The 26,352-nt window shown below is 61.1% G+C and carries 23 protein-coding genes, 4 tRNA genes and 1 pseudogene; 6 read left to right on the top strand and 22 right to left on the bottom strand.

Features of this window, described 5'->3' with window-relative positions; genetic code table 11:
• Window position 1 precedes the first annotated feature (1 nt).
• Complete coding sequence (locus ACUN0G_RS09340) at window positions 2–1,093, bottom strand: NADH:flavin oxidoreductase/NADH oxidase (RefSeq protein WP_258344694.1); 1,092 nt, start codon at window positions 1,091–1,093, stop codon at window positions 2–4.
• 58 nt (window positions 1,094–1,151) lie between these two features.
• Between ACUN0G_RS09340 and ACUN0G_RS09335 the strand changes: the two genes are divergently transcribed.
• From ACUN0G_RS09335 to ACUN0G_RS09325, 3 genes are all read left to right on the top strand, one after another.
• A complete protein-coding gene (locus ACUN0G_RS09335; RefSeq protein WP_258348794.1) occupies window positions 1,152–1,487 on the top strand; it encodes an ArsR/SmtB family transcription factor in 336 nt (111 codons plus the stop codon).
• A gap of 175 nt (window positions 1,488–1,662) precedes the next feature.
• Window positions 1,663–2,835 (top strand): alpha/beta fold hydrolase, encoded by a 1,173-nt coding sequence (locus tag ACUN0G_RS09330; RefSeq protein WP_445575538.1) that lies wholly within the window; start codon window positions 1,663–1,665, stop codon window positions 2,833–2,835.
• A 199-nt stretch (window positions 2,836–3,034) separates the two neighbouring features.
• A complete protein-coding gene (locus ACUN0G_RS09325; RefSeq protein WP_445573190.1) occupies window positions 3,035–3,577 on the top strand; it encodes a GNAT family N-acetyltransferase in 543 nt (180 codons plus the stop codon).
• Between the two features lie 138 nt (window positions 3,578–3,715).
• Here the strand turns inward: ACUN0G_RS09325 and ACUN0G_RS09320 are convergent, their stop codons facing one another.
• Window positions 3,716–4,177: an anti-virulence regulator CigR family protein gene (locus ACUN0G_RS09320; RefSeq protein WP_421523400.1), complete on the bottom strand. Its 462-nt coding sequence runs from the start codon at window positions 4,175–4,177 to the stop codon at window positions 3,716–3,718.
• Window positions 4,178–4,434: 257 nt separating this feature from the next.
• Window positions 4,435–4,511: transfer RNA gene (locus tag ACUN0G_RS09315), tRNA-Val, on the bottom strand.
• 184 nt (window positions 4,512–4,695) lie between these two features.
• Between ACUN0G_RS09315 and ACUN0G_RS09310 the strand changes: the two genes are divergently transcribed.
• The gene (locus tag ACUN0G_RS09310) at window positions 4,696–5,979 is read left to right on the top strand and encodes an NAD(P)/FAD-dependent oxidoreductase (RefSeq protein WP_017478810.1); all 1,284 of its coding nucleotides are present in this window, start codon (window positions 4,696–4,698) and stop codon (window positions 5,977–5,979) included.
• 162 nt (window positions 5,980–6,141) lie between these two features.
• On the opposite strand, the gene ACUN0G_RS09305 is transcribed toward ACUN0G_RS09310, so the two are convergent.
• The 17 genes from ACUN0G_RS09305 to ACUN0G_RS09225 form a co-directional block, all read right to left on the bottom strand.
• Window positions 6,142–6,218 (bottom strand) — tRNA-Asp (locus ACUN0G_RS09305).
• A gap of 105 nt (window positions 6,219–6,323) precedes the next feature.
• Window positions 6,324–6,400: transfer RNA gene (locus tag ACUN0G_RS09300), tRNA-Asp, on the bottom strand.
• A 55-nt stretch (window positions 6,401–6,455) separates the two neighbouring features.
• A tRNA-Val gene (locus ACUN0G_RS09295) sits at window positions 6,456–6,531 on the bottom strand.
• Between the two features lie 107 nt (window positions 6,532–6,638).
• A complete protein-coding gene (locus ACUN0G_RS09290; RefSeq protein WP_083676665.1) occupies window positions 6,639–7,403 on the bottom strand; it encodes an SDR family oxidoreductase in 765 nt (254 codons plus the stop codon).
• An 11-nt stretch (window positions 7,404–7,414) separates the two neighbouring features.
• Complete coding sequence (locus ACUN0G_RS09285; RefSeq protein ID WP_017478808.1) at window positions 7,415–8,626, bottom strand: O-succinylhomoserine sulfhydrylase; 1,212 nt, start codon at window positions 8,624–8,626, stop codon at window positions 7,415–7,417.
• A 186-nt stretch (window positions 8,627–8,812) separates the two neighbouring features.
• Window positions 8,813–10,318 (bottom strand): amidophosphoribosyltransferase, encoded by a 1,506-nt coding sequence (purF, locus tag ACUN0G_RS09280; protein ID WP_017478807.1) that lies wholly within the window; start codon window positions 10,316–10,318, stop codon window positions 8,813–8,815.
• A 41-nt stretch (window positions 10,319–10,359) separates the two neighbouring features.
• Window positions 10,360–10,917, bottom strand: coding sequence for a CvpA family protein (locus tag ACUN0G_RS09275; RefSeq protein ID WP_003212681.1), 558 nt, complete (start codon window positions 10,915–10,917; stop codon window positions 10,360–10,362).
• 260 nt (window positions 10,918–11,177) lie between these two features.
• Window positions 11,178–11,843 (bottom strand): SPOR domain-containing protein, encoded by a 666-nt coding sequence (locus ACUN0G_RS09270; protein ID WP_258344691.1) that lies wholly within the window; start codon window positions 11,841–11,843, stop codon window positions 11,178–11,180.
• Entirely contained in the window at window positions 11,827–13,134 is a 1,308-nt protein-coding gene (gene folC, locus ACUN0G_RS09265; protein ID WP_445573189.1) for a bifunctional tetrahydrofolate synthase/dihydrofolate synthase, read from the bottom strand. The genes ACUN0G_RS09270 and folC overlap by 17 nt, the downstream gene beginning before the upstream one ends.
• Window positions 13,131–14,051 (bottom strand): acetyl-CoA carboxylase, carboxyltransferase subunit beta, encoded by a 921-nt coding sequence (accD, locus tag ACUN0G_RS09260; RefSeq protein ID WP_003212675.1) that lies wholly within the window; start codon window positions 14,049–14,051, stop codon window positions 13,131–13,133. The genes folC and accD overlap by 4 nt, the downstream gene beginning before the upstream one ends.
• A gap of 243 nt (window positions 14,052–14,294) precedes the next feature.
• A complete protein-coding gene (locus tag ACUN0G_RS09255; RefSeq protein ID WP_258344689.1) occupies window positions 14,295–14,927 on the bottom strand; it encodes a phosphoribosylanthranilate isomerase in 633 nt (210 codons plus the stop codon).
• A gap of 63 nt (window positions 14,928–14,990) precedes the next feature.
• Window positions 14,991–15,815 (bottom strand): tRNA pseudouridine(38-40) synthase TruA, encoded by an 825-nt coding sequence (gene truA / locus ACUN0G_RS09250; protein WP_445575537.1) that lies wholly within the window; start codon window positions 15,813–15,815, stop codon window positions 14,991–14,993.
• Between the two features lie 210 nt (window positions 15,816–16,025).
• Window positions 16,026–18,578 carry a FimV/HubP family polar landmark protein gene (locus tag ACUN0G_RS09245; protein WP_445573188.1) on the bottom strand — a complete coding sequence of 851 codons (2,553 nt, stop codon included), beginning with the start codon at window positions 18,576–18,578 and terminating at the stop codon, window positions 16,026–16,028.
• 160 nt (window positions 18,579–18,738) lie between these two features.
• Window positions 18,739–19,749, bottom strand: coding sequence for an aspartate-semialdehyde dehydrogenase (locus ACUN0G_RS09240; protein WP_445573187.1), 1,011 nt, complete (start codon window positions 19,747–19,749; stop codon window positions 18,739–18,741).
• 239 nt (window positions 19,750–19,988) lie between these two features.
• Window positions 19,989–21,101, bottom strand: a complete 1,113-nt coding sequence (gene asd / locus ACUN0G_RS09235; RefSeq protein WP_010175747.1) for an aspartate-semialdehyde dehydrogenase — start codon at window positions 21,099–21,101, stop codon at window positions 19,989–19,991.
• Window positions 21,102–21,165: 64 nt separating this feature from the next.
• Window positions 21,166–22,248: a 3-isopropylmalate dehydrogenase gene (gene leuB / locus ACUN0G_RS09230; protein WP_445573186.1), complete on the bottom strand. Its 1,083-nt coding sequence runs from the start codon at window positions 22,246–22,248 to the stop codon at window positions 21,166–21,168.
• A 53-nt stretch (window positions 22,249–22,301) separates the two neighbouring features.
• Window positions 22,302–23,066: a class I SAM-dependent methyltransferase gene (locus ACUN0G_RS09225; protein WP_445573185.1), complete on the bottom strand. Its 765-nt coding sequence runs from the start codon at window positions 23,064–23,066 to the stop codon at window positions 22,302–22,304.
• 39 nt (window positions 23,067–23,105) lie between these two features.
• On the opposite strand from ACUN0G_RS09225, the pseudogene ACUN0G_RS09220 reads away from it, so the two are divergent.
• Window positions 23,106–23,195, top strand: a pseudogene (locus ACUN0G_RS09220) (outer membrane lipoprotein carrier protein LolA); the annotation flags it as partial.
• Between the two features lie 2 nt (window positions 23,196–23,197).
• On the opposite strand, the gene leuD reads toward ACUN0G_RS09220, so the two are convergent.
• Entirely contained in the window at window positions 23,198–23,842 is a 645-nt protein-coding gene (leuD, locus tag ACUN0G_RS09215) for a 3-isopropylmalate dehydratase small subunit (protein ID WP_005789771.1), read from the bottom strand.
• A gap of 10 nt (window positions 23,843–23,852) precedes the next feature.
• Entirely contained in the window at window positions 23,853–25,271 is a 1,419-nt protein-coding gene (gene leuC, locus ACUN0G_RS09210; RefSeq protein ID WP_003212658.1) for a 3-isopropylmalate dehydratase large subunit, read from the bottom strand.
• 145 nt (window positions 25,272–25,416) lie between these two features.
• On the opposite strand from leuC, the gene ACUN0G_RS09205 reads away from it, so the two are divergent.
• The gene (locus ACUN0G_RS09205) at window positions 25,417–26,307 is read left to right on the top strand and encodes a LysR family transcriptional regulator (protein ID WP_017478796.1); all 891 of its coding nucleotides are present in this window, start codon (window positions 25,417–25,419) and stop codon (window positions 26,305–26,307) included.
• The last annotated feature ends 45 nt before the right edge of the window (window positions 26,308–26,352 follow it).

The following is a 26,352-nucleotide window of genomic DNA, read 5'->3' as shown; positions in this document are numbered from 1 at the left end:
CTTAGCGATAACGTTCCAGCCAGTGAGCGTAAGGCGCAGGCAAGGTCCAGGATGACTTATCGACCCCCAGTTCCTTGGCCGCAAAGTACGCCCAATGTGGATCAGCCAAATGGGCGCGCCCTACCGACACCAGGTCGAGTTGCCCGGCCTGCAATGCGCCTTCAGCCAGTTGCGGCGTACCAAAGCCCCAGGCGGAAGTCACCGGCAAACCGGCCTCGCGACGCACTCGCTCGGCGATCGGCCCCATAAATGCCGGGCCCCACGGAATGTTGGCATCTGGCGTGGAGAAACCGACGCTGACGCTCAGCAAGTCCAGGCCACCGGCCTTGAAACGCCGGGCAAGCTCGATGGATTCCGTCAGGGTCTGCTCGTCGCGACCGTCATATTCGATCACGCCAAAACGTGCGGTCAGTGGCAGGTTTTCTGGCCAGACCTCGCGCACAGCGGCAAGGGTTTCCAACAAGAAGCGGCTGCGGTTATCGAAGCTGCCACCGTAGGCATCGGTGCGTTGGTTGGAATGCTCGGAGAAAAAGCTCTGGCCCAGGTAACCGTGGGCAAAGTGCAGTTCGATCCATTCAAAACCGGCGTCACGGGCACGGCGAGCAGCGTCGACGAAGTCCTGGCGAACCCGTGCGATGTCTTCCAGGGTCATGGCGCGGGGGACATTCGGCAGGTGTGCGCCAAAAGGGATGGCCGAGGGTGCAATGGTCTGCCAGGACCGGGCATCGGAAGCCGGGATATGGTCATCCCCTTCCCACGGACGATTGGAACTGGCCTTACGACCGGCGTGACCAATCTGGATGCCAGGGACCGAACCTGCGGCCTTGATGGCGTTGACCATGGGCACGAAGGCTTGCGCATGCGCGTCGCTCCAGATCCCCGCGCAGCCAGGTGTGATGCGCCCTTCAGGCGCTACAGCGGTCGCCTCGACCACCAGCAGACCCGCGCCGCCACGGGCCATACTGGCGAGATGCACATGGTGCCAGTCGTTGACCATGCCGTCGTCAGCCATGTACTGGCACATCGGCGGGATAGCGATCCGGTTGCGCAACGTCACGTCTTTCAGCTTGTAGGGTTCGAACAATGCAGCCATGAAAAGTCTCCTGAAGCGAAGGTAGGTTAGCTTTCGATTGTTCGATGTTAATCGAACTATGGTGTTAAGCGATAGCCCTGTTATCATTCGCCCCATGCGAGCCTTCAAACACCCCAATGCCGAAGACCTGATTCTCGAACGCGTGCTCTACGCGTTAAGTGACCCTGTTCGACTGGAAATCGTTCGCTGCCTGGCGGGAGTTACCGAGGCCACCTGCGGCGAGCTGGACGGCGGACGGCCGAAATCCAGCGTCTCCCATCACTTCCGGGTGTTAAGGGATGCGGGGCTTGTACACACCCGCAGTGTTGGCACGACCCATATGAACTCGTTGCGCACTGATGTAATGGACAGCCGGTTTCCAGGGCTGGTCCAGGCGATCCTTTCCCAGCAGTGAGCAGGCCCGCTGCGGTGGCGCCTTTTCCTGCGCCGGCCAGCGCTTCAGGCGAAATGTCTTGCGACGGTTTTGCACTACCAGCAGCGGCAGCCCGGTGATTATCGTGCATGACTTTACGGTTACGCGACGCCGGGAACCCGCCTTGAACAACCCCCACTCCTTTTCCATGCGCACGATGCTGCGAAGCGCCGCCTTTGCGATCATTGCCCTCCTATTTGCCAATACCGCCATCGCCGAATCGGCCATGCCTTTGGGCCAGAAATCGTTCGAGTCGTATCGCCTCGATACCTTGCAATGGCTGCGGGAGCATCGCGACTTCCAGGGCACCGACAGGGAAGCGGAACTCAACTGGAACGCGCCACAGGAATGGCGCCCGACTGGAACAGCCAAACGCGGGATTATTCTGGTGCACGGCCTGGGCGACTCTCCGTGGTCGTTCCACGATATCGGCAGCGCACTGGCTGCCCGCGGCTTCCTGGTGAGGACCGTGCTGCTTCCCGGCCACGGCACACAACCGGCCGACATGCTGCAAGTACGTATGGAAGACTGGCGCCGGGTGGTGGACGAACAGTCCGCGATCCTTCGTGCAGAAGTGGGCGAGATTTACCTCGGCGGCTTCTCCACCGGTGCCAACCTGGTCCTCGACTACGCCTACAAACACGACGACGTCGCCGGGTTGCTGCTGTTCTCCCCTGCTTTCCAGTCCAGCATGACCTACGACTGGCTGACGCCGCTGATCAGTTGGGCACGCCCATGGCTGCTGGCGCCAGACGCAAGCCGGCCACAACAGAGCCTGGTGCGCTACATGACCGTCCCCACCAATGGCTTCGCCCAGTTCTACCGCAGCAGCCGAGTGGCCCGCCAGGACCTGGAGCGTCGTCCCTACGACAAACCGGTGTTCATTGCCGTCGCAGCCCACGACTCAGTGCTCGATACGAACTATGTGCTGGAGACCTTCCAGCAACGCTTCAGTAATCCCCACAGCCGCTTGGCCTGGTACGGCACCCTGCCGCAGAGCGCCTGGGACACACAGCGGGTAAAAGCGCGCACCGACTACCTGCCGGAGCTGCGGATCAGCCAGTTCTCACACATGGGGTTGCTGTTCTCCCCCGACAACGCGCTCTACGGCGAACACGGCAGCCTGCGGTTTTGCTGGAACGGCCAGACGGAAGACGCCACCCGCGCCTGCGAGCAAGGGTCAGAAGTGTGGTATTCGGACTGGGGTTATCGCGAGCCAGGCAAGATGCACGCGCGGTTGACGTTCAATCCGTACTTCAACTGGCAGCTTGGGCTGATTGATGAGGTGCTGGGTAACCTGGCTCTGGCGAGTGAGAATGTTGGACGCTGAAACCCTTTCACATTCCTTTCACAGATGAACACCTATGGTTTGCCTGCTCCTGGTGAAACTCTAAAGCCCGCGCCCCCATCGCGGGCTTTTCTTTGCCTGTGATTCCAGCCAGGCAGCGCCGAGGCGGTACGTCTTCATAAATGGCATGCAACGGCGTTACCCTGACTGCTTTCCGCTCAGGCTAAGGATCAGCGCCAACATGCGAATTCAAAAACCTCCTGCCGTGGACCATCCGGATATCTCCCTGCGACAACTGGAGCGATCAGATATACCTGCGTGGTATGCCTACCTTTCACAAAGAGAAGTCATTCAACACACAAGCTGGGACCTGAAAAACGAGAATGACCTTTTGCCATTATTTGACGAGCTGGACTCGACCCGCCTTTCTTCAAACAGGCGCCTGGCTATCATTCATGGGACAAACCGCGAACTCATCGGCACAATCGGTTTCCACACGATCTCCGACAAAAACCGAAGCGCGGAGATAGCCTATGACCTCTCACCTGCTTACTGGGGCAAAGGCATTGCGAGCGCAGTGTGCGCAGCGATAACTCAGTGGGCATTCCTGGAATATGGTTTTGTCCGGGTACAAGGCACCGTTCTCGTGACGAACCCTCGCTCGGCCAACGTCCTGAAAAAAAGCGGATATCAATACGAAGGAACGTTGAGGTCATTCCGTATGGTGCGTGGCAGCCCCGGGGACTTTGAGATGTACGCCCTGTTGAATACCGACCGAACCTGAAAGGGTTGCCTGGCTTGCGTAGAGTCATACCGGTACTTAGAGTCCGGTGGCCGCTTCCCAAAACGATAGTGTTCGCCATATCGGCCTAAGGGAGTTTAGACGCGACCCGGGCGACGAGGTCATGGGCCCGTAAGCAAATCAATCAAAGGCCCCGTTGAGGACTTCGTAAATGATGCCGGAAGCGATTGCGACAAGGATGAGATCAGTACCCGCTTGTTGCCATTCGTAGCCGTCGTAATGGGGCAGTCTGCCGAGCAAGCGACCATCCAGCTTCTTGGCAATGCCAGGAGGAAGAGGCTTTCCTCTTGCCAGGTTCTTTTGTATTCCCGGTGGCAGTGAAGGACCTGGGCGCCAGTAGTCACGGTAGCCACCGACCACGCCCAGTACGCCGCCCCGGTCAATGCTGGGGCCGCGCCCCCAATCATCTCCGCTGGAGCCTTTCCCCTTGTTACCCTGGTTGCCATGGCCTTGGCCGCCTTGGGAGCTGCCTTTTCCATTGCCTTGACCCTTCCCATTACCAGGGTCGGCCAGCGCCGCCACTGAGCCAACGGCCAACGCAAGGCAGGTAACAGCGGCTACAAACGAGCGAGATTTGAACATGATCGTCTTCTCCAGAAGGGAATCCTCCTTTGAAAGGTAGACGGTATTGCCGATTTTAGTTCTGCATAACTCATACCGTGGAAGGAATACTGCCCAGCGAGCATTATCAGGAGCGGCACGACGAAAAGAAGATCGAGTACCTGGAGGTGGGCGCCGAATTGGCGTTCTGAGGTGGGATTTTTGCAAATCGCAGGCAACAAAAAAGGGCCCACCTTTCGGTGAGCCCTTCTAGACCGCCCAGCAGAGCGGATTTTGTTTGGTAGGCGCGATTGGACTCGAACCAACGACCCCCACCATGTCAAGGTGGTGCTCTAACCAACTGAGCTACGTGCCTGCTGTGAGGCGGCATTCTACGGAATTCCCGAGGGGTGTCAACACCTTTTTTGCAGCTAAGCCTATGAATATGCGAATTTTTTATTTGTGCGCGGCACGACGGTATTTTTCCGGTGGCTGGCAGCGGATTTTCAACTCAGGTAGGATCGGCGCACTCGTAAAAAATATAAAACAGAGGTTCCAGGATGGCGAACACCCCCTACCCCCAGTCGTATTACGCCGCGTCTGCGAATGCGGTACCTCCTCGCCCTGAGCTGCAAGGTGAAGTCGAAACCGATGTGTGCGTAATTGGTGCCGGCTATACCGGGCTTTCCAGCGCGCTGTTCCTGCTGGAGAACGGTTTTCGCGTAACGGTGCTGGAAGCCGCCAAGGTGGGGTTTGGCGCGTCGGGCCGCAACGGTGGGCAGATCGTCAACAGTTACAGCCGTGATATCGATGTGATCGAGCGCAGTGTCGGCCCCAAGCAGGCGCAGTTGCTGGGCGCGATGGCGTTTGAAGGCGGCAAGATCATTCGGGAGCGTGTGGCCAAGTATCAGATCCAGTGCGACTTGAAGGACGGCGGTGTGTTCGCCGCCCTGAACAGCAAGCACATGGGTCACCTGGAGTCGCAGAAGCGCCTGTGGGAGCGCTACGGGCACACTCAGTTGGAGTTGCTGGATGAGCGCCGCATTCGCGAAGTGGTCGCCTGTGACAACTATGTAGGCGGCCTGCTGGACATGAGCGGCGGGCACATTCACCCGCTGAACCTGGCGCTGGGCGAAGCGGCGGCGGTGGAATCCCTCGGCGGCACGATCTACGAACAGTCGGCGGCGATCCGCATTGAGCGCGGTGCCAATCCGGTGGTGCATACGGCCCACGGCAAGGTCAGGGCCAAGTTCATTATTGTCGCGGGCAATGCGTATCTCGGGAACCTGGTGCCGGAGCTGGCAGCCAAGTCGATGCCGTGTGGTACGCAAGTCATCACGACCGCGCCACTGGGCGATGAGCTGGCGAAGACGCTGTTGCCACAGGATTACTGCGTCGAGGACTGCAACTATTTGCTGGATTACTACCGGCTGACCAGCGACAAGCGCCTGATTTTCGGCGGCGGCGTGGTGTATGGCGCGCGGGACCCGGCGAATATCGAAGCGATCATCCGGCCGAAGATGCTCAAGGCGTTCCCGCAGCTCAAGGACGTGAAGATCGACTACGCCTGGACCGGCAATTTCCTGCTGACCCTGTCGCGTCTGCCACAGGTCGGCCGTCTGGGGGACAACATCTACTATTCCCAGGGCTGCAGCGGACATGGCGTGACGTACACCCACTTGGCTGGCAAGGTGCTGGCGGAAGCACTGAGAGGCCAGGCTGAGCGTTTTGATGCGTTTGCCGACTTGCCGCACTACCCGTTCCCAGGCGGGCAACTGTTGCGCACGCCGTTTGCGGCGCTGGGGGCCTGGTACTACGGGCTGCGGGACAAGCTGGGGTTCTGATCCCGGATCACGGGGCTGGCTTGCCGGCCCCGCATCAAGCTCCGAGCCAAATCGCAGACACAAAAAACCCCGGTCTTTCGACCAGGGTCTTTGCTATCGATCCAACCAAGCCAGCGGCTTGCTTTGGCGTCTCAGGGCGTTCAGTGGGCCCTGGAACAGATATGGCGCAGCGGACGGGACTCGAACCCGCGACCCCCGGCGTGACAGGCCGGTATTCTAACCGACTGAACTACCGCTGCGTATCGCTTAGACTGCTGAAGTGTCACCTTCAACCGTCTTCAAACATCTGACTGATCAGCCTTGGCTGTTCAATCTCAAATCTGAAACATCAGACCTGGAAAATATGGCGCAGCGGACGGGACTCGAACCCGCGACCCCCGGCGTGACAGGCCGGTATTCTAACCGACTGAACTACCGCTGCGCGTCGGTGCAACCTTTAACGTTGCGTCTTGCCCGAAGGCAAAACTCTCAAGAAGTGGTGGGTGATGACGGGATCGAACCGCCGACCCTCTGCTTGTAAGGCAGATGCTCTCCCAGCTGAGCTAATCACCCTTTGCTTCGTTGAGGCCGCGAAATTTACGCAGGTAGCGGACCTAAGTCAATAGCCTGCTTGAAGTTTTTCTGAAAAAGACAAAATTGCTTCAGGACCGCGACCCGCCCTACTCGCTGTAAATCATCTTCTTGCTCATGCCACCGTCAACCACGAACTCCTGACCTGTGACAAACCCGGCATTGCGCGACAGCAACCATGCCACCATCGCCGCCACGTCTTCCACAGTGCCCACCCTGCCCGCCGGGTGCTGGGCGTGATCGGCATCCGTCAGCGGCTCGGCACGGCGTGCAGCCGGGTCCCGGGCATCGATCCAGCCCGGGCTGACGGCATTGACCCGTACTTCCGGCCCAAGGCTCATGGCCAGCGCATGGGTCAGGGCCAGCAAACCGCCCTTGCTCGCTGCGTAAGCCTCAGTATCCGGCTCCGACTGACGGGCCCGGGTCGACGCCAGGTTAACGATGGCACCACCGTGGGCTCGCAGGTACGGCGCACAGTGCTTGGCCAACAGCATCGGCCCACTGAGGTTCACCGCCATTACGCGGTTCCAGTAAGCCAGGTCGAGACTTTCCAGGGTGATGTTGCGTGGATCGGCCACCGCCGCATTGCACACCAGCGCATCCAGGCGCCCGAACTGGCCAAGCACCTCGGCCACGCCCAGGGCGACCTGCCGCTCATCCGCCACGTCCATGGTGATGAACCAGGCGTTGTCACCCAGCACCTTGGACACCTTGGAACCGCGCTCACGATCAAGATCCGTGAGCACCACCTGCCAGCCTTCGCTGATCAGCCAGGCGGCAATGCCCAGGCCGATGCCCCGCGCCGCGCCAGTCACCAATGCAACGCGCCCGTTACTGGCGCCCGCCGCTTCCATGGACCACTCGATCACAGGGCAGCCAACCCACGGGCCAGATCGGCCTGCAAGTCAGCAACGTCTTCCAGGCCGACGGCAATGCGGATCAGGCTGTCGCGGATCCCGGCCGCTTCTCGCTCCTGCGGCGCCAGGCGCCCGTGGGAGGTGGTGCTTGGGTGCGTGATGGTGGTCTTGCTGTCACCGAGGTTGGCGGTGATGGAAATCAGGCGGGTTGCATCGATAAAGCGCCACGCGCCCTCTTTGCCGCCCTTGACTTCGAAACTCACCACCGCGCCAAAACCTCGCTGCTGGCGCTGGGCCAACGCGTGTTGCGGGTGGCTCTTGAGGCCGGCGTAGTGGACTTTCTCGATGCCGTCCTGCTGCTCCAGCCACTCGGCCAGGGCCTGGGCGTTGGCGCAATGGGCCTTCATCCGCAGGCTCAGGGTTTCCAGGCCTTTGAGGAAGATCCAGGCATTGAACGGGCTCAGGGTCGGGCCGGCGGTGCGCAAGAAGCCCACCACTTCCTTCATCTGCTCGCTACGGCCGGCAACCACACCGCCCATGCAACGGCCCTGGCCGTCGATGAACTTGGTAGCCGAATGCACGACGATATCTGCACCCAGCTTCAGCGGCTGTTGCAGCGCCGGGGTGCAGAAACAGTTGTCGACGATCAGCATCGCGCCCTTGGCGTGGGCCACTTCGGACAATGCGGCGATGTCTACCAGCTCGGCCAACGGATTGGAAGGCGACTCGACGAACAGCAATTTGGTGTTGGCCTTGATGGCCGCGTCCCAGCCGGACAGGTCCGCCAGCGGCACGTAGTCGACTTCAATGCCAAAGCGCTTGAAGTACTTCTCGAACAGACTGATGGTCGAACCAAATACGCTGCGCGACACCAGCACATGATCGCCGGCGCTGCACAGGCTCATGACCACCGCGAGAATCGCGGCCATGCCAGTGGCGGTGGCAACGGCTTGTTCGGCACCTTCCAGCGCCGCGATACGCTCTTCAAACGCACGCACGGTCGGGTTGGTGTAGCGCGAATACACGTTGCCCGGCACTTCGCCGGCAAAACGCGCAGCGGCGTCGGCGGCGGTGCGGAACACGTAGCTGGAGGTAAAGAACATCGGGTCACCGTGCTCACCTTCCGGGGTGCGGTGCTGGCCGGCGCGCACAGCCAGGGTATCGAAAGCTACGCCATCGAGGTCGCTGTCCAAGCGACCGGCATCCCATTCCTGACTCATGCTCTACTCCTCAACTCGAATGCTTTAACGATTCAAACGCCCCAGGGATAACCTGTAGGAGCGAGCTTGCTCGCGAAGTTCGTCAACGATAACGCGGGCATGCTGAATGAGCGCGTTATCCTTGAGATCTTCGCGAGCAAGCTCGCTCCTACATTGTCAGCCACCCGTATCAGGGCCGGTGTTTACTCAGTTGTTGTACAGGTCGATGATCGCGCTGACCGCCTGGGTCTTGATCTTCGAGGAGTCATTACGCGCCTGCTCGATCTTGTTCAGGTAGGCCTCGTCGACATCGCCGGTGACGTACTTGCCGTCGAACACCGCGCAATCGAACTCATCGATCTTGATCTTGCCACCACCAACAGCTTCGATCAGGTCCGGCAGGTCCTGGTAGATCAGCCAGTCGGCGCCGATCAGGTCCGCAACGTCCTGGGTCGAACGGTTGTGGGCGATCAGTTCGTGGGCGCTCGGCATGTCGATGCCGTACACGTTCGGGTAACGCACAGCAGGTGCGGCGGAACAGAAGTAAACGTTCTTCGCCCCGGCTTCGCGGGCCATCTGGATAATCTGCTTGCAGGTGGTGCCGCGTACGATGGAGTCATCCACCAGCATTACGTTCTTGCCGCGGAATTCCAGCTCGATCGCGTTGAGCTTCTGACGCACCGACTTCTTGCGAGCGGCCTGGCCGGGCATGATGAAGGTACGGCCGATGTAACGGTTCTTGACGAAGCCTTCGCGGAATTTCACGCCCAGGTGGTTCGCCAGCTCCAGCGCTGCGGTGCGGCTGGTGTCCGGAATCGGGATAACCACGTCGATGTCATGGTCAGGACGCTCGCGCAGGATCTTGTCCGCCAGCTTCTCACCCATGCGCAGACGCGCCTTGTACACCGAAACACCGTCGATGATCGAATCCGGACGCGCCAGGTAGACGTGTTCGAAGATGCACGGGGTGAGTTTCGGGTTCAGTGCGCACTGACGGGTGTGCAGCTTGCCGTCTTCAGTGATGTAGACCGCTTCGCCTGGCGCCAGGTCGCGGATCAGGGTGAAGCCCAGCACGTCCAGGGACACGCTTTCGGAAGCGATCATGTACTCGACGCCTTCGTCGGTGTGACGCTGGCCGAACACGATCGGACGGATGCCGTGGGGGTCGCGGAAACCGACGATGCCGTAGCCGGTCACCATCGCTACGACGGCATAACCACCGACGCAACGGTTGTGCACGTCAGTCACGGCAGCGAACACGTCTTCTTCGGTCGGCTGCAGCTTGCCGCGCTGGGCCAGCTCGTGGGCGAACACGTTCAGCAGGACTTCGGAGTCCGAGTTGGTGTTGACGTGGCGCAGGTCAGATTCGTAAATCTCCTTGGCCAGCTGTTCAACGTTGGTCAGGTTGCCGTTGTGCGCCAGGGTGATGCCATACGGCGAGTTGACGTAGAACGGCTGGGCTTCGGCCGAGGTCGAGCTGCCCGCTGTCGGGTAGCGCACGTGCCCAATGCCCATGTGCCCGACCAGGCGCTGCATGTGGCGCTGATGGAACACGTCGCGCACCAGACCATTGTCCTTGCGCAGAAATAACCGGCCATCGTGGCTGGTCACAATACCGGCAGCATCCTGGCCGCGGTGCTGGAGGACGGTTAGCGCGTCATACAGCGCCTGATTCACGTTCGACTTACCGACGATACCGACGATGCCACACATGCGACGCAACCCCTACTTAATGAATCTTGACTGAACACAACTTACTGAGGCGTTTTGGCCGGCAAGAGGTGTTCCTTGAACGGAAGATCAGCGGGTACGCTGATCCCGCTGGCCAGCCACTGACTGCTCCACCCCAAAATCAGGTTTTTGGACCAATCTGCAACCAATAGAAATTTTGGCACGAGTACAGACTCCTGCCACCACGAATCCTGCTGTACCGGCCCCAGGCTCAACAGCCCGACCGCCACGACCACCAGCAAGCCGCCACGCGCGGCGCCGAAGGCCATGCCGAGAAATCGATCGGTCCCGGAGAGGCCGGTGACGCGTATCAATTCGCCGATAAGATAATTGACCATTGCCCCCACCAACAACGTGGCGATGAACATGATGGCGCAGCCCGCGATGACGCGAGCCGAAGGTGTTTCGATGTATCCGGCCAGGTAGACGGACAATGAACCGCCGAACATCCAGGCTACAACCCCTGCGATGATCCATGTCAGCAGCGACAATGCTTCTTTAACGAAGCCGCGGCTCAGACTGATCAAAGCGGAGATGGCGACGATTGCAACGATCGCCCAATCAACCCAGGTAAATGGCACAGTTCAGCCTACAGACATATGAGGCGGCGCATTTTAGCAGAGCGTCGGGCTATCGGTAAGCTGTGATTGGCTGTGCATTTGAAATCAATGAGTTATAGGGGAATGGAAACCGGCCTGTCGCGGCACACCCAAAACACCTGTGGGAGCGGGCTTGCTCGCGAAGGCGGTGGGCCAGCCAATAAATCTGCTGACTGATACACCGCATTCGCGAGCAAGCCCGCTCCCACATTGACCGCACTCCAGCTTGAAACCTTGCAGCCTTAGCCTTTTTCGGGCTGGAAGCGAACCACAAAACCCTTGAGTTTTTGCTGGCGATCCAGCGAGTCACGCAGGCGATCCGCCTCGGCGCGCTCGATCAGCGGCCCGACAAATACCCGGTTCTTGCCGTCGGCACTGCGGATATAGGCGTTGTAACCCTGGCTGCGCAGGGTTTTCTGCAAGGCTTCAGCGCTTTCGCGATTGGCCAGGCTGGCCAGCTGGATCGACCAGCTGATCGGCAAGCCATTCGGATCAATGCGGCTTTGACCCACGTCCGGCTTGCCCGGTGCAGCCGGTTGCGGCACCACAGGTTTTGGCGCCGGCGCTGGCGCAGCAGGCTTGGCCGCGACTGCCGGAGCAGCAGGTGCAGGCTTCACCACCGGCACACTCGGCTGAATCGGCATCGACGGCGCCTGCTGCTGTGCAGCCACTTCGTCATCGGTCGGCACCGGCTCTTCTTCCGGCAGCGCCTGCGGCTCGGGAACCACCACCGGCTCAACCTGAACCTGAGGCACCGCGGGCGCCTGGGGCGCAGCCGGGGCCTCGACGGTCACCTGGCGTTGCTCGTCCTGGCGGGAAAACAGCATCGGCAGAAAAATCACCGCCAACGCCACCAGAACCAGGGCCCCAACCATTCGCTGCTTGTATGCGCTATCCAGTAATGCCATGTGCAGCTTCCTCCGTGGAGCGCCGGGCTAACCACTCGAGTGCCTCGGCAACACAATAAAATGATCCGAACAACAGAATCTCATCCTCAGGCGTCGCAACCGCGCACTGGGCTTCCAGGGCGGCCGTCACGCTTGCATGGGACGTCACCGACGCGCCAAGGTTCTGCAACGCAACCTGCAACTCGACGGCGGGACGACTGCGGGACGTATCCAGGGGTGCGACCGCCCAAGCCTGGACGTCGCCCAGCAATGGCGCAACCACACCGTCCAGGTCCTTGTCGGACAGCAACCCGAACACCGCGAGGCGGCGACCGACGGGCGGCGTGCGTGCCAGGCGCTTGGCCAGATACTCGGCGGCGTGAGGGTTATGCCCCACATCCAGCAGCAGGTTCAGGCGTTTGCCCTTCCAGTTGAAGCTGCGTCGATCAAGGCGCCCCACCACGCGAGTCGCCTGCAACGTAGCGGCAATCTGCTCGGCATGCCACGGCAAATCCAGCAACAAATAGGCTTGCAGCGCGAGCGCGGCGTTTTCCATCGGCAGGTTCAGCAGCGGCAGGTCGTGCAATTCAACAATTTGCCCGCGCGCATCGAGCCCGCGCCATTGCCAATGCAGATCGCCAATCTCGAGATTGAAATCACGCCCACGCAGGAAGAATGGGCAATCCAGCTCGCGCACCTTGTCCAGCAAGGTATGCGGCGGATCCAGGTCGCCGCACAGTGCAGGCTTGCCCTGGCGGAAAATCCCGGCCTTTTCATAGGCCACGGACTCACGGGTGTTACCCAGATAGTCCACATGGTCGACACCAATGCTGGTGATCAGCGCCAGGTCGGCATCTACCACGTTGACCGTGTCCAGGCGCCCGCCCAGGCCGACTTCCAGCACCACCACATCGAGTTGCGCACGCTCGAACAGCCAGAACGCCGCCAGGGTGCCCATCTCGAAATAAGTCAGGGAAATCTCGCCACGCCCGGTATCGAGTGCGGCGAAGGCTTCGCAGAGCTGCTCATCAGTGGCTTCGACGCCATTGAGTTGCACCCGCTCGTTGTAGCGCAGCAGGTGCGGCGAGCTGTACACGCCGACCTTCAGGCCCTGGGCTTGCAGCAAGGCCGCGACAAAAGCGCAGGTAGAACCCTTGCCGTTGGTACCGGTCACCGTGACAACGCGCGGCGCCGGCCGGCCCAACCCGAGGCGGGCCGCTACCTGTTGCGAGCGCTCCAGGCCCATGTCGATGGCTGACGGATGCAACTGCTCAAGGTAGGCGAGCCATTCGCCCAGGGTACGTTGGGTCATATGTTTGCAGGCACCGGTGGCACGACGATCGGCTCAATTTTAGGGGCGACGTACACAGGTGTCGGCAGGCCCATCATCTGGGCCAGCAGGCTACCCAGGCGTGGGCGCAGTTCGCCACGGGGAATGATCAGGTCGATCGCGCCGTGTTCCAGCAGGAACTCGCTGCGCTGGAAACCTTCCGGCAGTTTTTCGCGAACGGTTTGCTCGATAACACGCGGGCCGGCGAAACCGATCAGCGCCTTGGGCTCGCCGACGATCACGTCACCCAACATCGCCAGGCTGGCGGAAACGCCGCCGTAGACCGGGTCGGTCAGCACGGAGATGAACGGAATACCCTCTTCGCGCAGACGCGCCAGTACCGCGGAGGTCTTGGCCATTTGCATCAGGGAGATCAGCGCTTCCTGCATGCGCGCTCCGCCGGAGGCTGCGAAGCAGATCATCGGGCAGCGGTTTTCCAGGGCGTAGTTGGCGGCACGTACAAAACGCTCACCGACGATGGCGCCCATGGAACCACCCATGAAGGAGAACTCGAAGGCGGAAACCACTACTGGCATGCCCAGCAGCTTGCCGCTGACGGAAATCAGCGCGTCCTTCTCACCGGTCTGCTTTTGGGCAGCGGTCAGGCGGTCCTTGTACTTCTTGCCGTCGCGGAACTTCAGACGGTCAACCGGCTCCAGGTCGGCGCCCAGTTCGGAGCGACCATCGGCGTCGAGGAAGATATCAATGCGGGCGCGGGCGCCGATACGCATGTGGTGGTTGCACTTGGGGCAAACGTCCAGGGTCTTTTCCAGCTCCGGGCGATACAACACCGCGTCGCAGGATGGGCACTTGTGCCAAAGACCTTCAGGAACCGAGCTTTTCTTCACCTCGGAACGCATGATCGAGGGGATCAGTTTGTCTACTAACCAGTTGCTCATGCTTTCTTTCTCCAGTACCGGTGGCTTGAACACAGCCCCGCGTATGCCCTTGAGCTAAATTCATATGTGGCGATGACACAAACTGGACGGGGTCAGACGTTCGACCTGCCATTTCCTGCCTGTGTCCTCAGCCTTCCAGACAACCTGCCGTGCAGGGTTGCCACTTCATTTCCGGGCCTCCCACAGGCGGCACCGGGCTGTTTTACACAGTGGTAGTTATGGACGGCGGCAGACTGCCAGCCGTCACATCGTCCCACTGCTGTCGCGCACGGCCTGCATGAATGCGCGAATCTTTGCATGATCCTTGATGCCCTTGGCCTGCTCTACCCCACCGCTGACGTCCACGGCGTACGGCCGCACCTGCTGGATGGCGCCGGCCACGTTGCCCGGATTCAGGCCGCCCGCCAGGATGATCGGCTTGCTCAGGCCGTCAGGAATCAACGACCAGTCAAACGCTTCGCCGGTGCCACCGGGAACGCCTTCGACGTAAGTGTCGAGAAGAATCCCCCGGGCGCCGGTATAAGCCGCGCATGCCACCGCGATATCGTCGCCGGCCTTGACCCGCAACGCCTTGATATACGGACGCTGGTAGCTTTCGCACTCATCAGGGCTTTCATCGCCGTGAAACTGCAGCATGTCCAGTTGCACGGCATCGAGGGTTTCATTGAGTTCGCAACGGCTGGCGTTGACGAATAACCCGACGGTGGTCACGAACGGCGGTAGCGCGGCAATGATCGCCCGCGCCTGCAACACATTCACCGCCCGCGGGCTTTTGGCGTAAAACACGAAACCGATGGCATCAGCGCCCGCCTCGACCGCCGCCAACGCGTCCTCTATGCGGGTAATCCCGCAAATCTTGCTGCGAACGGCAGACATGTCGATGAAACCTCAGGGCGTGTCCGAGAAAGTCCCGGATGGTAACAAATGCTTTTGAGGGCGTCAGCCGCCAAGTTCGCTGAAACCTGTGAGGAAGTGTGGCCCGATGAACCGCTGCGGCAATTCGAACTCGTCGCGGTACTCCACATCCACCAGGTACAGGCCGAACGGATGCGCCGTGACACCGCCGGTGCGACGAATCCGGCTTTCCAGGACCTCCTTGGCCCACTCCACCGGACGCTCGCCGGTCCCGATGGTCATCAGCACTCCGGCGATATTACGCACCATATGGTGCAGGAAGGCGCCGGCGCGAATATCCAGCACGATCATCTTGCCGTGGCGCGTCACCCGCAGGTGATGGACTTCCTTGATCGGCGACTTGGCCTGGCACTGGCCGGCACGAAACGCGCTGAAATCATGGATACCCACCAGATGCTGGGCGGCCTCCGCCATGCGCTCGGCATCCAGCGGGCGGTGGTTCCAGGTGATTTCTTCGTTGAGATGGGCCGGGCGGATCTGATCGTTGTAGATCACATAGCGGTAACGCCGGGCAATGGCCTTGAAGCGCGCGTGAAAATCCGCCGGCATCACCTTGGCCCAACTGACGCTGACGTCGTGGGGCAAGTTGATATTGGCGCCCATCACCCACGCCTTCATCGAGCGCTCGGCCTGGGTATCGAAGTGCACCACTTGCCCACAGGCATGCACGCCGGCGTCGGTCCGCCCGGCGCACATCAGCGACACCGGTGAGTCGGCGACTTTCGACAGGGCCTTCTCCAGGGTTTCCTGCACCGTCTGCACGCCGGAGGCCTGGCGCTGCCAGCCGCGATAGCGTGAGCCTTTGTATTCCACGCCCAGGGCGATTCTGAAAAAGCCTGCGGCCGCCATTTCGGCGGCCGCGTTATCTATATTTGCCAAGAACTGAGAGCCTGATGAGTTGCGCAAAGGCGGCCATTATAAGGCCGTGCGCCGAGCTTGGGGCTTTTTGTAGGAGCGAGCTTGCTCGCGAAGGTCGTGAACGATAACGCGCCCATCCTGGATGAACGCGGTGCCTGGGAGTTCTTCGCGAGCAAGCTCGCTCCTACAAGGGGGGAGGGATTAAGCCAGCCGGCTGAGCATTTCCTTGGCTTCGCCTTTTTGACCGTCATCGCCCTCCTTGAGCACTTCGGCGAGGATATCGCGCGCGCCGTCGGCATCGCCCATGTCGATGTAGGCCTGGGCCAGGTCGAGCTTGGTTGCCACTTCATCAGTACCGGAGAGGAAGTCGAACTCTGGCTCATCGCCACCCAATGCCGCGTCTTCAGCGGTGAAGGACGGCTCGATCGGCGGATGCTCCAGGCTTTGCGACAGGCGATCCAGCTCGGCATTGACGTCGTCAAGCTCCGAAGCGAATGCATCGGGCTTGGTCGATGCAGGCGCCTCGGGCTCGTTGGCCAGGGACAGGTCGAAATCTTCCGGCAGGTCGAGGTCGTCCAGGTCGGCGGGCGTCAGGGTCGGTGGCTCTACCGGCGGCAGGTCCTTCATTTGGTCTTCGAGACCGGAGAGGAACTCGTCGTCGGACTGGGTCGACAATGGCGGGTCGAGCTGCAGGTCCAAGTCGAAATCCGAGAGATCGTCCTCACTGGCCTTGGCCTCGGTCTGCTGTTGCAGCACCGATTCAAAGCTCAGGTCGTCCGACGCTGGCTTGACCACTGCGGGCGAAGCGGCTTCCAGATCATCCAGGCTCAGGTCGAAGTCGGTGTCAAACGCGTCAGGTTCCGCCGCAGGAGCAGGAGCAGGCGGCGCAGGTTCGTCCTTGAGCAGATCCTTGACGTATTGGGCGTCGAGGGCGGCAGCAGCAACGGCAGCGCTGACGCCAGCCGCGAGCACGGCCATGGCCGGGAAGCGACTTTTCAGCTGTTCAACCTGGGCATGGTTGTCGCCATTGGCGACCAGTTGGCGCTCCTGGGTGACAAACCCTGCTTTGTTGCCCTGCAGACCGTGGACTTCCATCAGCTTGAGGCGCAGGTCGCTGCGGGCTGGCTCTTGCTTGATCGCATCTTCCAGTACTTCAGCGGCCTGGTTCAGGTGGCCTCGGTCGATGTGCGACTGGGCTTGAGCCAAGGCGTTGGCCGGGCGCTCTGCAGCAACAGGCGCGACAACCGGTGCGATCACCGGAGCCACTGCTGCTGCTGGAGCTGGAGCTGGAGCCAGCTTGACGTTCGGCGGCGGCACATCAAGGCCTTCGAAACTGTCGGATGGCAGATCGTGATCAATGTTCGGCGCAAATTCCGGCTCTTCAGCCAGAGCCCGCGCCATGCGCAGGTGCTTTTCTTCTTCAAGGCGCGCATTGCGATGACGCGCCCACAGCAGCAGAAGCAACAGCACCAGCAACCCCGCCGCGCCGCCGATCACGCCGAGCACGATCGGGTTGGTCAGCAGGTCGTTAAATTTACCCTCGGTGGTAGCAGGCACCGCGTCAGCCTTGACCGGCGTCTCGACCGGCACCGCCACGGGGGTTGCCGCCGGCGTTTCCGCAGCCGGCGCCGCCGGCTGTGCAGCCACTTCAGCCGGCATCGCGGCCGTGGCAGCAGGCTGCGCCGCAGCGCCACCTGGGGTCTGCAACTTGGCCAATTGATTGTTCTTGAGCTCGATCAGCCGCTGCAGCTTGTCCAGCTGACTTTGCAGGTCAGCCATGCGGCTTTTCAGTTCTTCATTCTCGCGACGGGTCGAATCCAGGCTTTCCTGGGTCACCGCCAGCTTGTTGTTCAAGGCCTGACTGTCGCCAGCCCCACCCTTCACACCTTTCTTGGCGGCTTCGGCCGAGACCAGGCTCAAGTTGTCCTTGGCATTGGTCTGCGCAGGCGCGTTACCGGCCTGGGTACGCTTGGTGGCGTCGAGTTGCGCCTTGCCGGCGGGCTGATTGGCGCCGCGACGCCCCTCGCGCCACGCCGCATTTTGCGCAGTCACTTCAGCAACCGCCTGAGGCTGCGGCAGGCTGGTGCTCTGCCCCGTATCCGGCAGGCGCAGGACGTGGCCGGTTTTCATGCGATTGATGTTGCCGCCGACAAAGGCATCAGGGTTCAGTGCCTGAATGGCCAGCATGGTTTGCTGCACCGAGGCACCATTGCGGTTCTTCGCGGCGATTTCCCACAAGGTGTCATGGGGAGTTGTGATGTGTTCCTTGGGCTTGCTGATAGCCGGAGCCGTCGCAGGCGCGTTCAGACGTGGCGCGGGCGCGGGTGCACTGGCGGCCGGGGTCGACTGGTCGAACTTGGCCGGGTCCAGCAATACGCTGTAGTCGCGCATCAGGCGACCGTTGGGCCATTGCACCTGCAGCAGGAAGCGCACATAGGAATCAGGCAACGGCTGGCTGGAGGTGACACGCACCACACTGCGGCCGTTCGGGTTGACCACCGGGGTAAACGTCAGGTCATTCAGGAAAGCCTGGCGATCAACGCCCGCATCCACAAAGGCCTGGGACGAAGCAAGGCTGGGGGTGATCTCGGAGGCGGTCAGGCCGCCGACGTCGAGCAACTCGATCTCCACCGACAGCGGCTGGTTCAGCTTCGACTTGAGAGTCATCTCCCCAAGTTGCAGTGCTTGCGCCATACCGGAGGACAGCGCCGAGGCGGCCGCTATTGCTAACACCAGTTTGCGAACTTGAACCATAGCCTCATCCTTTTTGAACACTCCCCGGCCTGCGAGAAGGGTGGTAACCGCTGCCATAAGGCATGGCGAGCCGATAGGTCACCGACGCGCAATCTTTCCAGCTTGGGGCCAAGCATAGCGCTTTGCTAGAATCAATCTACAAATTGCCGCCAAGTATCTTTTACACAAGGCCTTTTATCAACAACTGCGCCAGTTGTACGGCGTTTAGTGCGGCACCTTTGCGTACGTTATCTGACGTCAGCCACATATTTAGTTCCGCCGGGTCATCAACACCGGCACGCACCCGACCCACGTAAACCACGTCCTGACCGACCGCATCGCCAACCGCTGTGGGGTAATCGCCCTCTTCTACCAGTTCGACACCCGGCGCCGAGTCCAGGGCAAGGTTGACGGCGGCAAGATCGACCGCTGCCCCCAATTGCAGTGACACAGTCAGGCTATCGCCAAAAAACACCGGGGCTTGAACGCAGGTTGCGGAAATCTTTAGCAAAGGCATTTCCAGCACGGCGCGCAATTCGTGCACCAGGCGCTTTTCCAGCGCGGTGTGCCCTTGGGCGTCAGGCGTGCCGACCTGGGCCAGCAGGTTGAAGGCCATCTGCCGATCGAAGAATTTTGGCTCCAACGGGCGTACGTTCAGCAACTCGGCGGTCTGCCGGGCGAGTTCGCTGACCGCTTCACGGCCTTGGGCGGAAACGGCGAGATTGGCCGTGACGCTGACACGCTGGATATCCAGCACGCCACGCAGTGGCGCCAGCACCACAGCCAGGGCGGTGGCCGATGGGCTTGGGCTGCTGACCTGGTACGGCTTTTTCAGGCCATCCAGGACGTGAGCATTGGCTTCCGGCACCACCTGCGGCGCCTGATCGGCCGGCAAGGCGCCGGACAGGTCGATCAGCGTGCAGCCGGCGGCGGTGGCGCGTGGAGCGAAACTCAAGGTGACCGCAGGGCCGGCGGCGAAGAACACCAGCTGGACTTTGCTGAAATCAAATTCGTCGACTTCCCGTACCCGCACGTTCTTGCCTCGAAACGGCACCGAATGCCCGGCCGACTCGCTGCTGGCCAACAGGTGCAGGTTGCCTACCGGGAAGTCCTGTTCTTCGAGGATCTGCACCAGGGTTTCGCCAACGGTGCCGGTAGCGCCGATCACGGCAATATCAAAGGTCTGGGTCATGGGGGCTGCCTCGGGCATTGCTGGGGGGAGCGGCACTTTACCGGGTGGCCGGGGGTGAGGCAATTGGCTGGGGCTTGTGGTGTGGCTGATGGCCCCATCGCGGGCAAGCCCGGCTCCCACATTCTGATTTGTGAACACGGTCAAGTGTGGGGAGCTGGCTTGCCTGCGATAGCGGCCTTTGGGCCAATAAAAAACCCGCGCCTGTCACCAGAACGCGGGTTTCTTATTACAAGCAGCGATTACCGCTCCAGCAAGATCCGCAGCATGCGACGCAACGGCTCAGCCGCGCCCCACAGCAATTGGTCGCCGACAGTGAACGCGCCCAGGTACTGAGTGCCCATGTTCAGCTTGCGCAGACGGCCAACCGGCACATTCAGGGTACCGGTCACCTTGTTCGGGCTCAGTTCCTGGATGCTGATATCGCGGTTGTTCGGCACCAGCTTGACCCAAGGGTTGTGCTGGCTGATCAGCCCTTCGATATCGGCGATCGGTACGTCTTTGTTCAGCTTGATGGTCAGCGCCTGGCTGTGGCAACGCATGGCGCCGATGCGCACGCAGATGCCGTCCACCGGGATCGGGCTCTTGAAGCGACCAAGGATCTTGTTGGTCTCGGCCTGGGCCTTCCACTCTTCACGGCTCTGGCCGTTAGGCAGTTCCTTGTCGATCCACGGGATCAGGCTACCGGCCAATGGCACGCCGAAGTTCTCGGTCGGGTAGGCTTCGCTGCGCATGGCTTCGGCCACACGGCGGTCGATGTCGAGGATCGCGCTGGCCGGGTCAGCCAGTTGATCGGCGACTGCCGCGTGGGTCGCGCCCATTTGCTTGATCAGTTCACGCATGTTCTGCGCGCCGGCACCGGAGGCCGCCTGATAGGTCATGGCGCTCATCCACTCCACCAGGCCGGCTTCGAACAAGCCGCCCAGGCCCATCAGCATCAGGCTGACGGTGCAGTTGCCACCGATGTAATTCTTGGTGCCCGCGTCCAGTTGCTGATCGATCACCTTGCGGTTGACCGGGTCCAGGACGATGACCGCGTCATCCTGCATGCGCAGGCTGGAAGCGGCGTCGATCCAGTAGCCCTGCCAGCCGGCTTCACGCAGCTTGGGGAAGACTTCGCTGGTGTAGTCGCCGCCCTGGCAGGTCAGAATGACGTCGAGGGTCTTCAGTTCTTCAATGTTGTAGGCGTCCTTGAGCGGAGCAATGTCCTTGCCCACGGACGGCCCTTGACCACCTACATTGGAGGTGGTGAAAAACACCGGCTCAATAAGATCAAAATCCTGCTCTTCCAGCATCCGCTGCATGAGCACGGAACCGACCATACCGCGCCAACCGATCAGACCTACACGTTTCATCGCAACTACACCTTGTTCAAAAGTGGGCCGCCTTGCAGCAACATCTGCAAGCGGGCCCGAGAGATTACAGATTCCGCAGCGCGGCGACTACTGCGTCGCCCATTTCTTGCGTACCGACCTTGGTGCAACCCTGGGACCAGATGTCGCCGGTGCGCAGGCCTTGGTCCAGCACCAGGCTCACAGCCTTCTCGATGGCATCCGCCGCGTCGGTCAGGTTGAAGCTGTAACGCAGCATCATCGACACCGACAAAATGGTCGCCAACGGGTTGGCAATGCCCTGCCCGGCGATGTCCGGCGCCGAACCGTGGCACGGCTCGTACATGCCCTTATTGTTCGCATCCAGGGACGCCGACGGCAGCATGCCAATGGAACCGGTGAGCATCGAGGCCTGGTCGGACAGGATGTCGCCAAACAGGTTGTCGGTGACGATCACGTCGAATTGCTTGGGTGCACGCACCAGTTGCATGGCGGCGTTGTCGACGTACATGTGGCTCAGCTCGACGTCCGGGTAGTCCTTGGCGACTTCCTCGACGATTTCACGCCACAGCTGGCTGGAGGCCAATACGTTGGCCTTGTCCACCGAGCAGACCTTCTTGCCACGCACACGGGCCATGTCGAAACCGACACGGGCGATACGGCGGATTTCACTCTCACTGTACGGCAGGGTGTCGTAGGCCTGACGCTCGCCATTCTCCAACTCGCGCACGCCCCGTGGCGAGCCGAAGTAGATACCGCCGGTCAGTTCGCGGACGATCAGGATGTCCAGGCCCGCGACGATTTCCGGTTTCAGGCTGGAAGCGTCCGCCAGCTGCGGGTAAAGGATCGCCGGGCGCAGGTTTCCGAACAGGCCCAGTTGCGCACGGATTTTCAGCAGGCCGCGCTCAGGGCGGATGTCACGTTCGATCTTGTCCCATTTCGGGCCACCCACGGCGCCCAGCAACACGGCGTCGGCTGCGCGCGCACGGGCCAGGGTCTCGTCGGCCAGGGGCACGCCGTGTTTGTCGATGGCCGCGCCGCCGATCACGTCGTGGCTCAGTTCGAAGCCCAGGCTGTACTTGGTGTTGGCCACTTCCAGGACTTTGACCGCCTCGGCCATGATTTCCGGACCAATGCCGTCGCCAGGGAGAATCAGAATCTGCTTGCTCATGGGTTCCTCATTTCATCAAGCGACCCGCCCGCGGGCAGGTCGGGAAAAATTAATCAGCGTTCGGCCCAGACCACCAGCACGTCGGTGCTGAAGGTGCCATCGGCTTGAATCTCGAAATAATCGCGCACTTCCTGGCCCATCGCCTTTTGCAGCTCCAGGATCGCGGCACGCAATACCTCTGGGGTGCGCATGCGCTCCACCCACGAGGTGTATTCCAGGCGCAGGCGCTGGCGGCTGCTGTTGCGTACATGCAAACCGGCTTCGCTGAGCTGGTGCATCCACTCGCCGGCGGAATAGTCGCGCACGTGGCTGGTGTCGCGCAGCACTTCGACGGTTTGCAGGTAAGTGTCCAGCAGCGGGCTGCCCGGTGACAAGACGTCCACAAACGCGGCCACACCGCCCGGCTTGAGCACCCGGCGCACTTCACGCAGGGCCAGGCCGAGGTCGCTCCAGTGGTGGGCCGAGTAGCGGCTGAACACAAAGTCGAACTCGCCATCGGCAAACGGCAGGCGCTCGGCGGCGCCGTGCACGGTGCGGATGTTGCCCAGGCCACGGTCCACGGCAGCGGCGGCGACCACGTCGAGCATTGGCTGGGACAGGTCGTACGCCACCACTTCTTTAACCAGCGGTGCAACGTTGAAACTCACATGACCGGCGCCGCACCCCAGGTCCAGCAGTCGTGCAGCGCCCTGCCCGGCCAGTTCGGCCTGGAGTAGCGCGAATTCGGTGCCTTGAGCATGTACTGCGCTGCTCAGGTAGGCCGAGGCCTGTTCGCCGAATTGTTTTTGCACGACTTGGGTGTGGGCGGTGCTGGTCATGGGAAGCTCCTCGTTGTTGTGCTTTTTGTAGGAGCGAGCTTGCTCGCGAAGGTCGCCAACGATGACGCTGGGCATCTGACACCCCGTGGCGATCTCAGGTTTTTCGCGAGCAAGCTCGCTCCTACAGTGGGTTACGCGTCGCGAAACAACCAAGGCTGACTCGCCCGGTGCCTGGCCTCAAACGCTGCAATCGCATCACCGTCCTGCAAGGTCAGGCCGATGTCGTCCAGGCCATTGATCAGGCAGTGTTTGCGGAAGGCGTCCACTTCAAAGTGATACACCTTGCCGTCCGGACGGGTCACGGTCTGCGCCGCCAGGTCGACGGTCAACTGGTAGCCCACATTGGCTTCCACTTGCTGGAACAACTCATCCACTTCGGCATCGCTCAAGATGATCGGCAGCAAGCCGTTCTTGAAGCTGTTGTTGAAGAAGATGTCGGCGTAGCTCGGCGCGATAATGCTGCGAAAGCCATATTCTTCCAGGGCCCACGGCGCGTGTTCACGGCTGGAACCGCAACCGAAGTTTTCCCGCGCCAGCAACACGCTGGCGCCTTGGTAACGTTCGGCGTTAAGCACAAAATCCTTGTTCAACGGACGCTTGGAGTTGTCCTGGTAGGCGTAGCCCACGTCCAGGTAGCGCCACTCGTCGAACAGGTTCGGGCCAAAACCGGTGCGCTTGATCGACTTCAAGAACTGCTTGGGAATGATCTGGTCAGTGTCCACGTTGGCACGGTCCAACGGCGCGACTAAACCGGTGTGTTGGGTAAAAGCTCTCATCGGGTATTCCTCAGATCAATTCGCGAACGTCGATGAAACGACCGTTGACGGCAGCCGCAGCAGCCATGGCCGGGCTGACGAGGTGGGTACGGCCACCGGCGCCCTGACGCCCTTCGAAGTTACGGTTGGAGGTGGACGCGCAATGCTCGCCCGACTCCAAACGGTCCGGGTTCATAGCCAGGCACATCGAGCAGCCCGGCTCGCGCCATTCAAAACCGGCTTCGAGGAAGATCTTGTCGAGGCCTTCGGCTTCAGCCTGGGCTTTAACCAGACCCGAACCTGGCACCACGATCGCCTGCTTGATGGTCGAGGCGACTTTGCGGCCCTTGGCGATCACCGCCGCAGCGCGCAAGTCTTCGATCCGCGAGTTGGTGCAGGAGCCGATAAACACGCGATCCAACTGGATGTCGGTGATCGCCTGGTTGGCTTTCAGGCCCATGTACTTCAAGGCGCGCTCGATGGAGCCGCGTTTGACCAGGTCGGTTTCCTTGGCCGGATCCGGCACGTTCTGATCAACGGCCAACACCATTTCCGGCGAAGTGCCCCAGCTGACTTGCGGCTTGATCTGGGCGGCGTCGAGGGTGACCACGGTGTCGAATACGGCATCGGCGTCGGACACCAGGTCTTTCCAGGCTTCGACAGCCGCGTCCCAATCGGCACCGCTCGGTGCGAATGGGCGCCCCTTGACGTAGGCAATGGTCTTTTCGTCCGCCGCTACCATGCCCACACGGGCACCGGCTTCGATGGACATGTTGCAGATGGTCATGCGGCCTTCGATGGACAGGTCGCGAATCGCGCTGCCGGCAAATTCGATGGCGTGGCCGTTACCGCCGGCGGTGCCGATCTTGCCAATCACCGCCAGGACGATGTCTTTGGCAGTGACGCCGAAAGGCAACTCACCTTCCACCGACACCAGCATGTTCTTCATTTTTTTGGCAACGAGGCACTGGGTGGCGAATACGTGCTCCACCTCGGAAGTGCCGATGCCGTGCGCCAACGCGCCAAACGCCCCGTGGGTGGAGGTGTGGGAGTCGCCGCAGACCACGGTCATGCCGGGCAAGGTGGCGCCCTGCTCCGGGCCGATCACGTGAACGATGCCTTGACGCACGTCATTCATCTTGAATTCGGTGATGCCATATTCGTCGCAGTAATCATCGAGGGTCTGCACCTGGAGGCGCGACACGGTGTCGACGATGGCGTCGATCCCGCCTTTACGCTCCGGGGTGGTCGGCACGTTGTGGTCCGGGGTGGCGATGATCGAATCGACGCGCCAAGGCTTGCGCCCGGCCAGTCGCAGGCCTTCGAACGCTTGAGGCGAGGTCACTTCATGGATGATGTGACGGTCGATGTAGATCAGCGACGACCCATCATCGCGCCGTTTCACTTCATGGGAATCCCAAAGTTTGTCGTAAAGCGTTTTGCCGGCCATCACGCGGTCCTCATCAGGTGTTTCTATGCCCCGGGCCTTGAACGATTCAATAACCCTTTGGCTTGTGAGGCTGATGGTATGGCGCTACATTAAATAACTCAAATTCATATTTTTTATGCTTTGGATTACCAACTGGAATAGCACAATGGACCTGGCCAACCTCAATGCCTTTATTGCCATCGCCGAGACGGGCAGCTTCTCCGGTGCCGGCGAACGCCTGCACCTGACCCAACCCGCCATCAGCAAGCGTATCGCTGGCCTGGAGCAGCAATTAAAGGTGCGACTGTTCGACCGGCTGGGGCGTGAAGTCGGCCTCACCGAAGCCGGCCGCGCGTTATTGCCCCGGGCTTATCAGATTCTCAACGTGCTGGACGACACCCGCCGCGCCCTGACCAACCTCACCGGCGAAGTCAGCGGGCGCCTGACGCTGGCCACCAGCCATCACATTGGCCTGCATCGCCTGCCGCCCGTACTGCGCACGTTTACCCGGGAATACCCGAACGTCGCCCTGGATATTCAGTTTCTCGATTCGGAAGTGGCCTACGAAGAAATCCTCCATGGCCGCGCCGAAGTGGCCGTGATCACCCTCGCGCCGGAGCCCCACACACTGGTGCGCGCCACCCCGGTGTGGGACGACCCGCTGGATTTCGTGGTGGCGCCCGAACACAGCCTGATCAGCAACGGCAGCGTCAACCTGGCGGACATCGCCCGGCACCCGGCGGTGTTTCCCGGAGGCAATACCTTTACCCACCATATCGTGCAGCGACTGTTCGAGGCCCAGGGCCTCACGCCGAACATCGCCATGAGCACCAATTACCTGGAAACCATCAAGATGATGGTCTCCATTGGCCTGGCCTGGAGCGTATTGCCGCGCACGATGCTCGATGATCAGGTGGCACGCATCGCTTTGCCGGGCATACAGCTCAGTCGCCAGCTAGGCTATATCGTGCACACCGAAAGGACGCTGTCGAACGCTGCGCGGGCTTTCATGAGCCTATTGGATGCACAGGTCGATCTGCCAGGGAATCAGGCATGAATCGCTGTGGCCCGTAGACCGTGAAACCGCGCCGAACGCCCATTG

Source organism: Pseudomonas sp. 32A (genome assembly GCF_052682255.1).
This window is presented reverse-complemented; position numbering and strand designations above follow the sequence as displayed.

Bases quoted from the DNA above. Each gene is read 5' to 3' on its own strand.
- ACUN0G_RS09240 (WP_445573187.1), bottom strand. From the start codon at position 19,749: ATGACCCAGACCTTTGATATTGCCGTGATCGGCGCTACCGGCACCGTT.
- ACUN0G_RS09330 (WP_445575538.1), top strand. From the start codon at position 1,663: ATGCTGCGAAGCGCCGCCTTTGCGATCATTGCCCTCCTATTTGCCAAT.
- ACUN0G_RS09285 (WP_017478808.1), bottom strand. From the start codon at position 8,626: ATGAGTCAGGAATGGGATGCCGGTCGCTTGGACAGCGACCTCGATGGC.
- ACUN0G_RS09320 (WP_421523400.1), bottom strand. From the start codon at position 4,177: ATGTTCAAATCTCGCTCGTTTGTAGCCGCTGTTACCTGCCTTGCGTTG.
- leuD (WP_005789771.1), bottom strand. From the start codon at position 23,842: ATGAGAGCTTTTACCCAACACACCGGTTTAGTCGCGCCGTTGGACCGT.
- truA (WP_445575537.1), bottom strand. From the start codon at position 15,815: ATGGCGGCCGCAGGCTTTTTCAGAATCGCCCTGGGCGTGGAATACAAA.
- leuC (WP_003212658.1), bottom strand. From the start codon at position 25,271: ATGGCCGGCAAAACGCTTTACGACAAACTTTGGGATTCCCATGAAGTG.
- asd (WP_010175747.1), bottom strand. From the start codon at position 21,101: ATGAAACGTGTAGGTCTGATCGGTTGGCGCGGTATGGTCGGTTCCGTG.
- ACUN0G_RS09340 (WP_258344694.1), bottom strand. From the start codon at position 1,093: ATGGCTGCATTGTTCGAACCCTACAAGCTGAAAGACGTGACGTTGCGC.
- ACUN0G_RS09270 (WP_258344691.1), bottom strand. From the start codon at position 11,843: ATGGCATTACTGGATAGCGCATACAAGCAGCGAATGGTTGGGGCCCTG.
- ACUN0G_RS09205 (WP_017478796.1), top strand. From the start codon at position 25,417: ATGGACCTGGCCAACCTCAATGCCTTTATTGCCATCGCCGAGACGGGC.
- ACUN0G_RS09255 (WP_258344689.1), bottom strand. From the start codon at position 14,927: ATGTCTGCCGTTCGCAGCAAGATTTGCGGGATTACCCGCATAGAGGAC.
- leuB (WP_445573186.1), bottom strand. From the start codon at position 22,248: ATGAGCAAGCAGATTCTGATTCTCCCTGGCGACGGCATTGGTCCGGAA.
- accD (WP_003212675.1), bottom strand. From the start codon at position 14,051: ATGAGCAACTGGTTAGTAGACAAACTGATCCCCTCGATCATGCGTTCC.
- ACUN0G_RS09225 (WP_445573185.1), bottom strand. From the start codon at position 23,066: ATGACCAGCACCGCCCACACCCAAGTCGTGCAAAAACAATTCGGCGAA.
- ACUN0G_RS09335 (WP_258348794.1), top strand. From the start codon at position 1,152: ATGGTGTTAAGCGATAGCCCTGTTATCATTCGCCCCATGCGAGCCTTC.
- ACUN0G_RS09310 (WP_017478810.1), top strand. From the start codon at position 4,696: ATGGCGAACACCCCCTACCCCCAGTCGTATTACGCCGCGTCTGCGAAT.
- ACUN0G_RS09245 (WP_445573188.1), bottom strand. From the start codon at position 18,578: ATGGTTCAAGTTCGCAAACTGGTGTTAGCAATAGCGGCCGCCTCGGCG.
- ACUN0G_RS09290 (WP_083676665.1), bottom strand. From the start codon at position 7,403: ATGGAAGCGGCGGGCGCCAGTAACGGGCGCGTTGCATTGGTGACTGGC.
- folC (WP_445573189.1), bottom strand. From the start codon at position 13,134: ATGACCCAACGTACCCTGGGCGAATGGCTCGCCTACCTTGAGCAGTTG.
- purF (WP_017478807.1), bottom strand. From the start codon at position 10,318: ATGTGTGGCATCGTCGGTATCGTCGGTAAGTCGAACGTGAATCAGGCG.
- ACUN0G_RS09325 (WP_445573190.1), top strand. From the start codon at position 3,035: ATGCGAATTCAAAAACCTCCTGCCGTGGACCATCCGGATATCTCCCTG.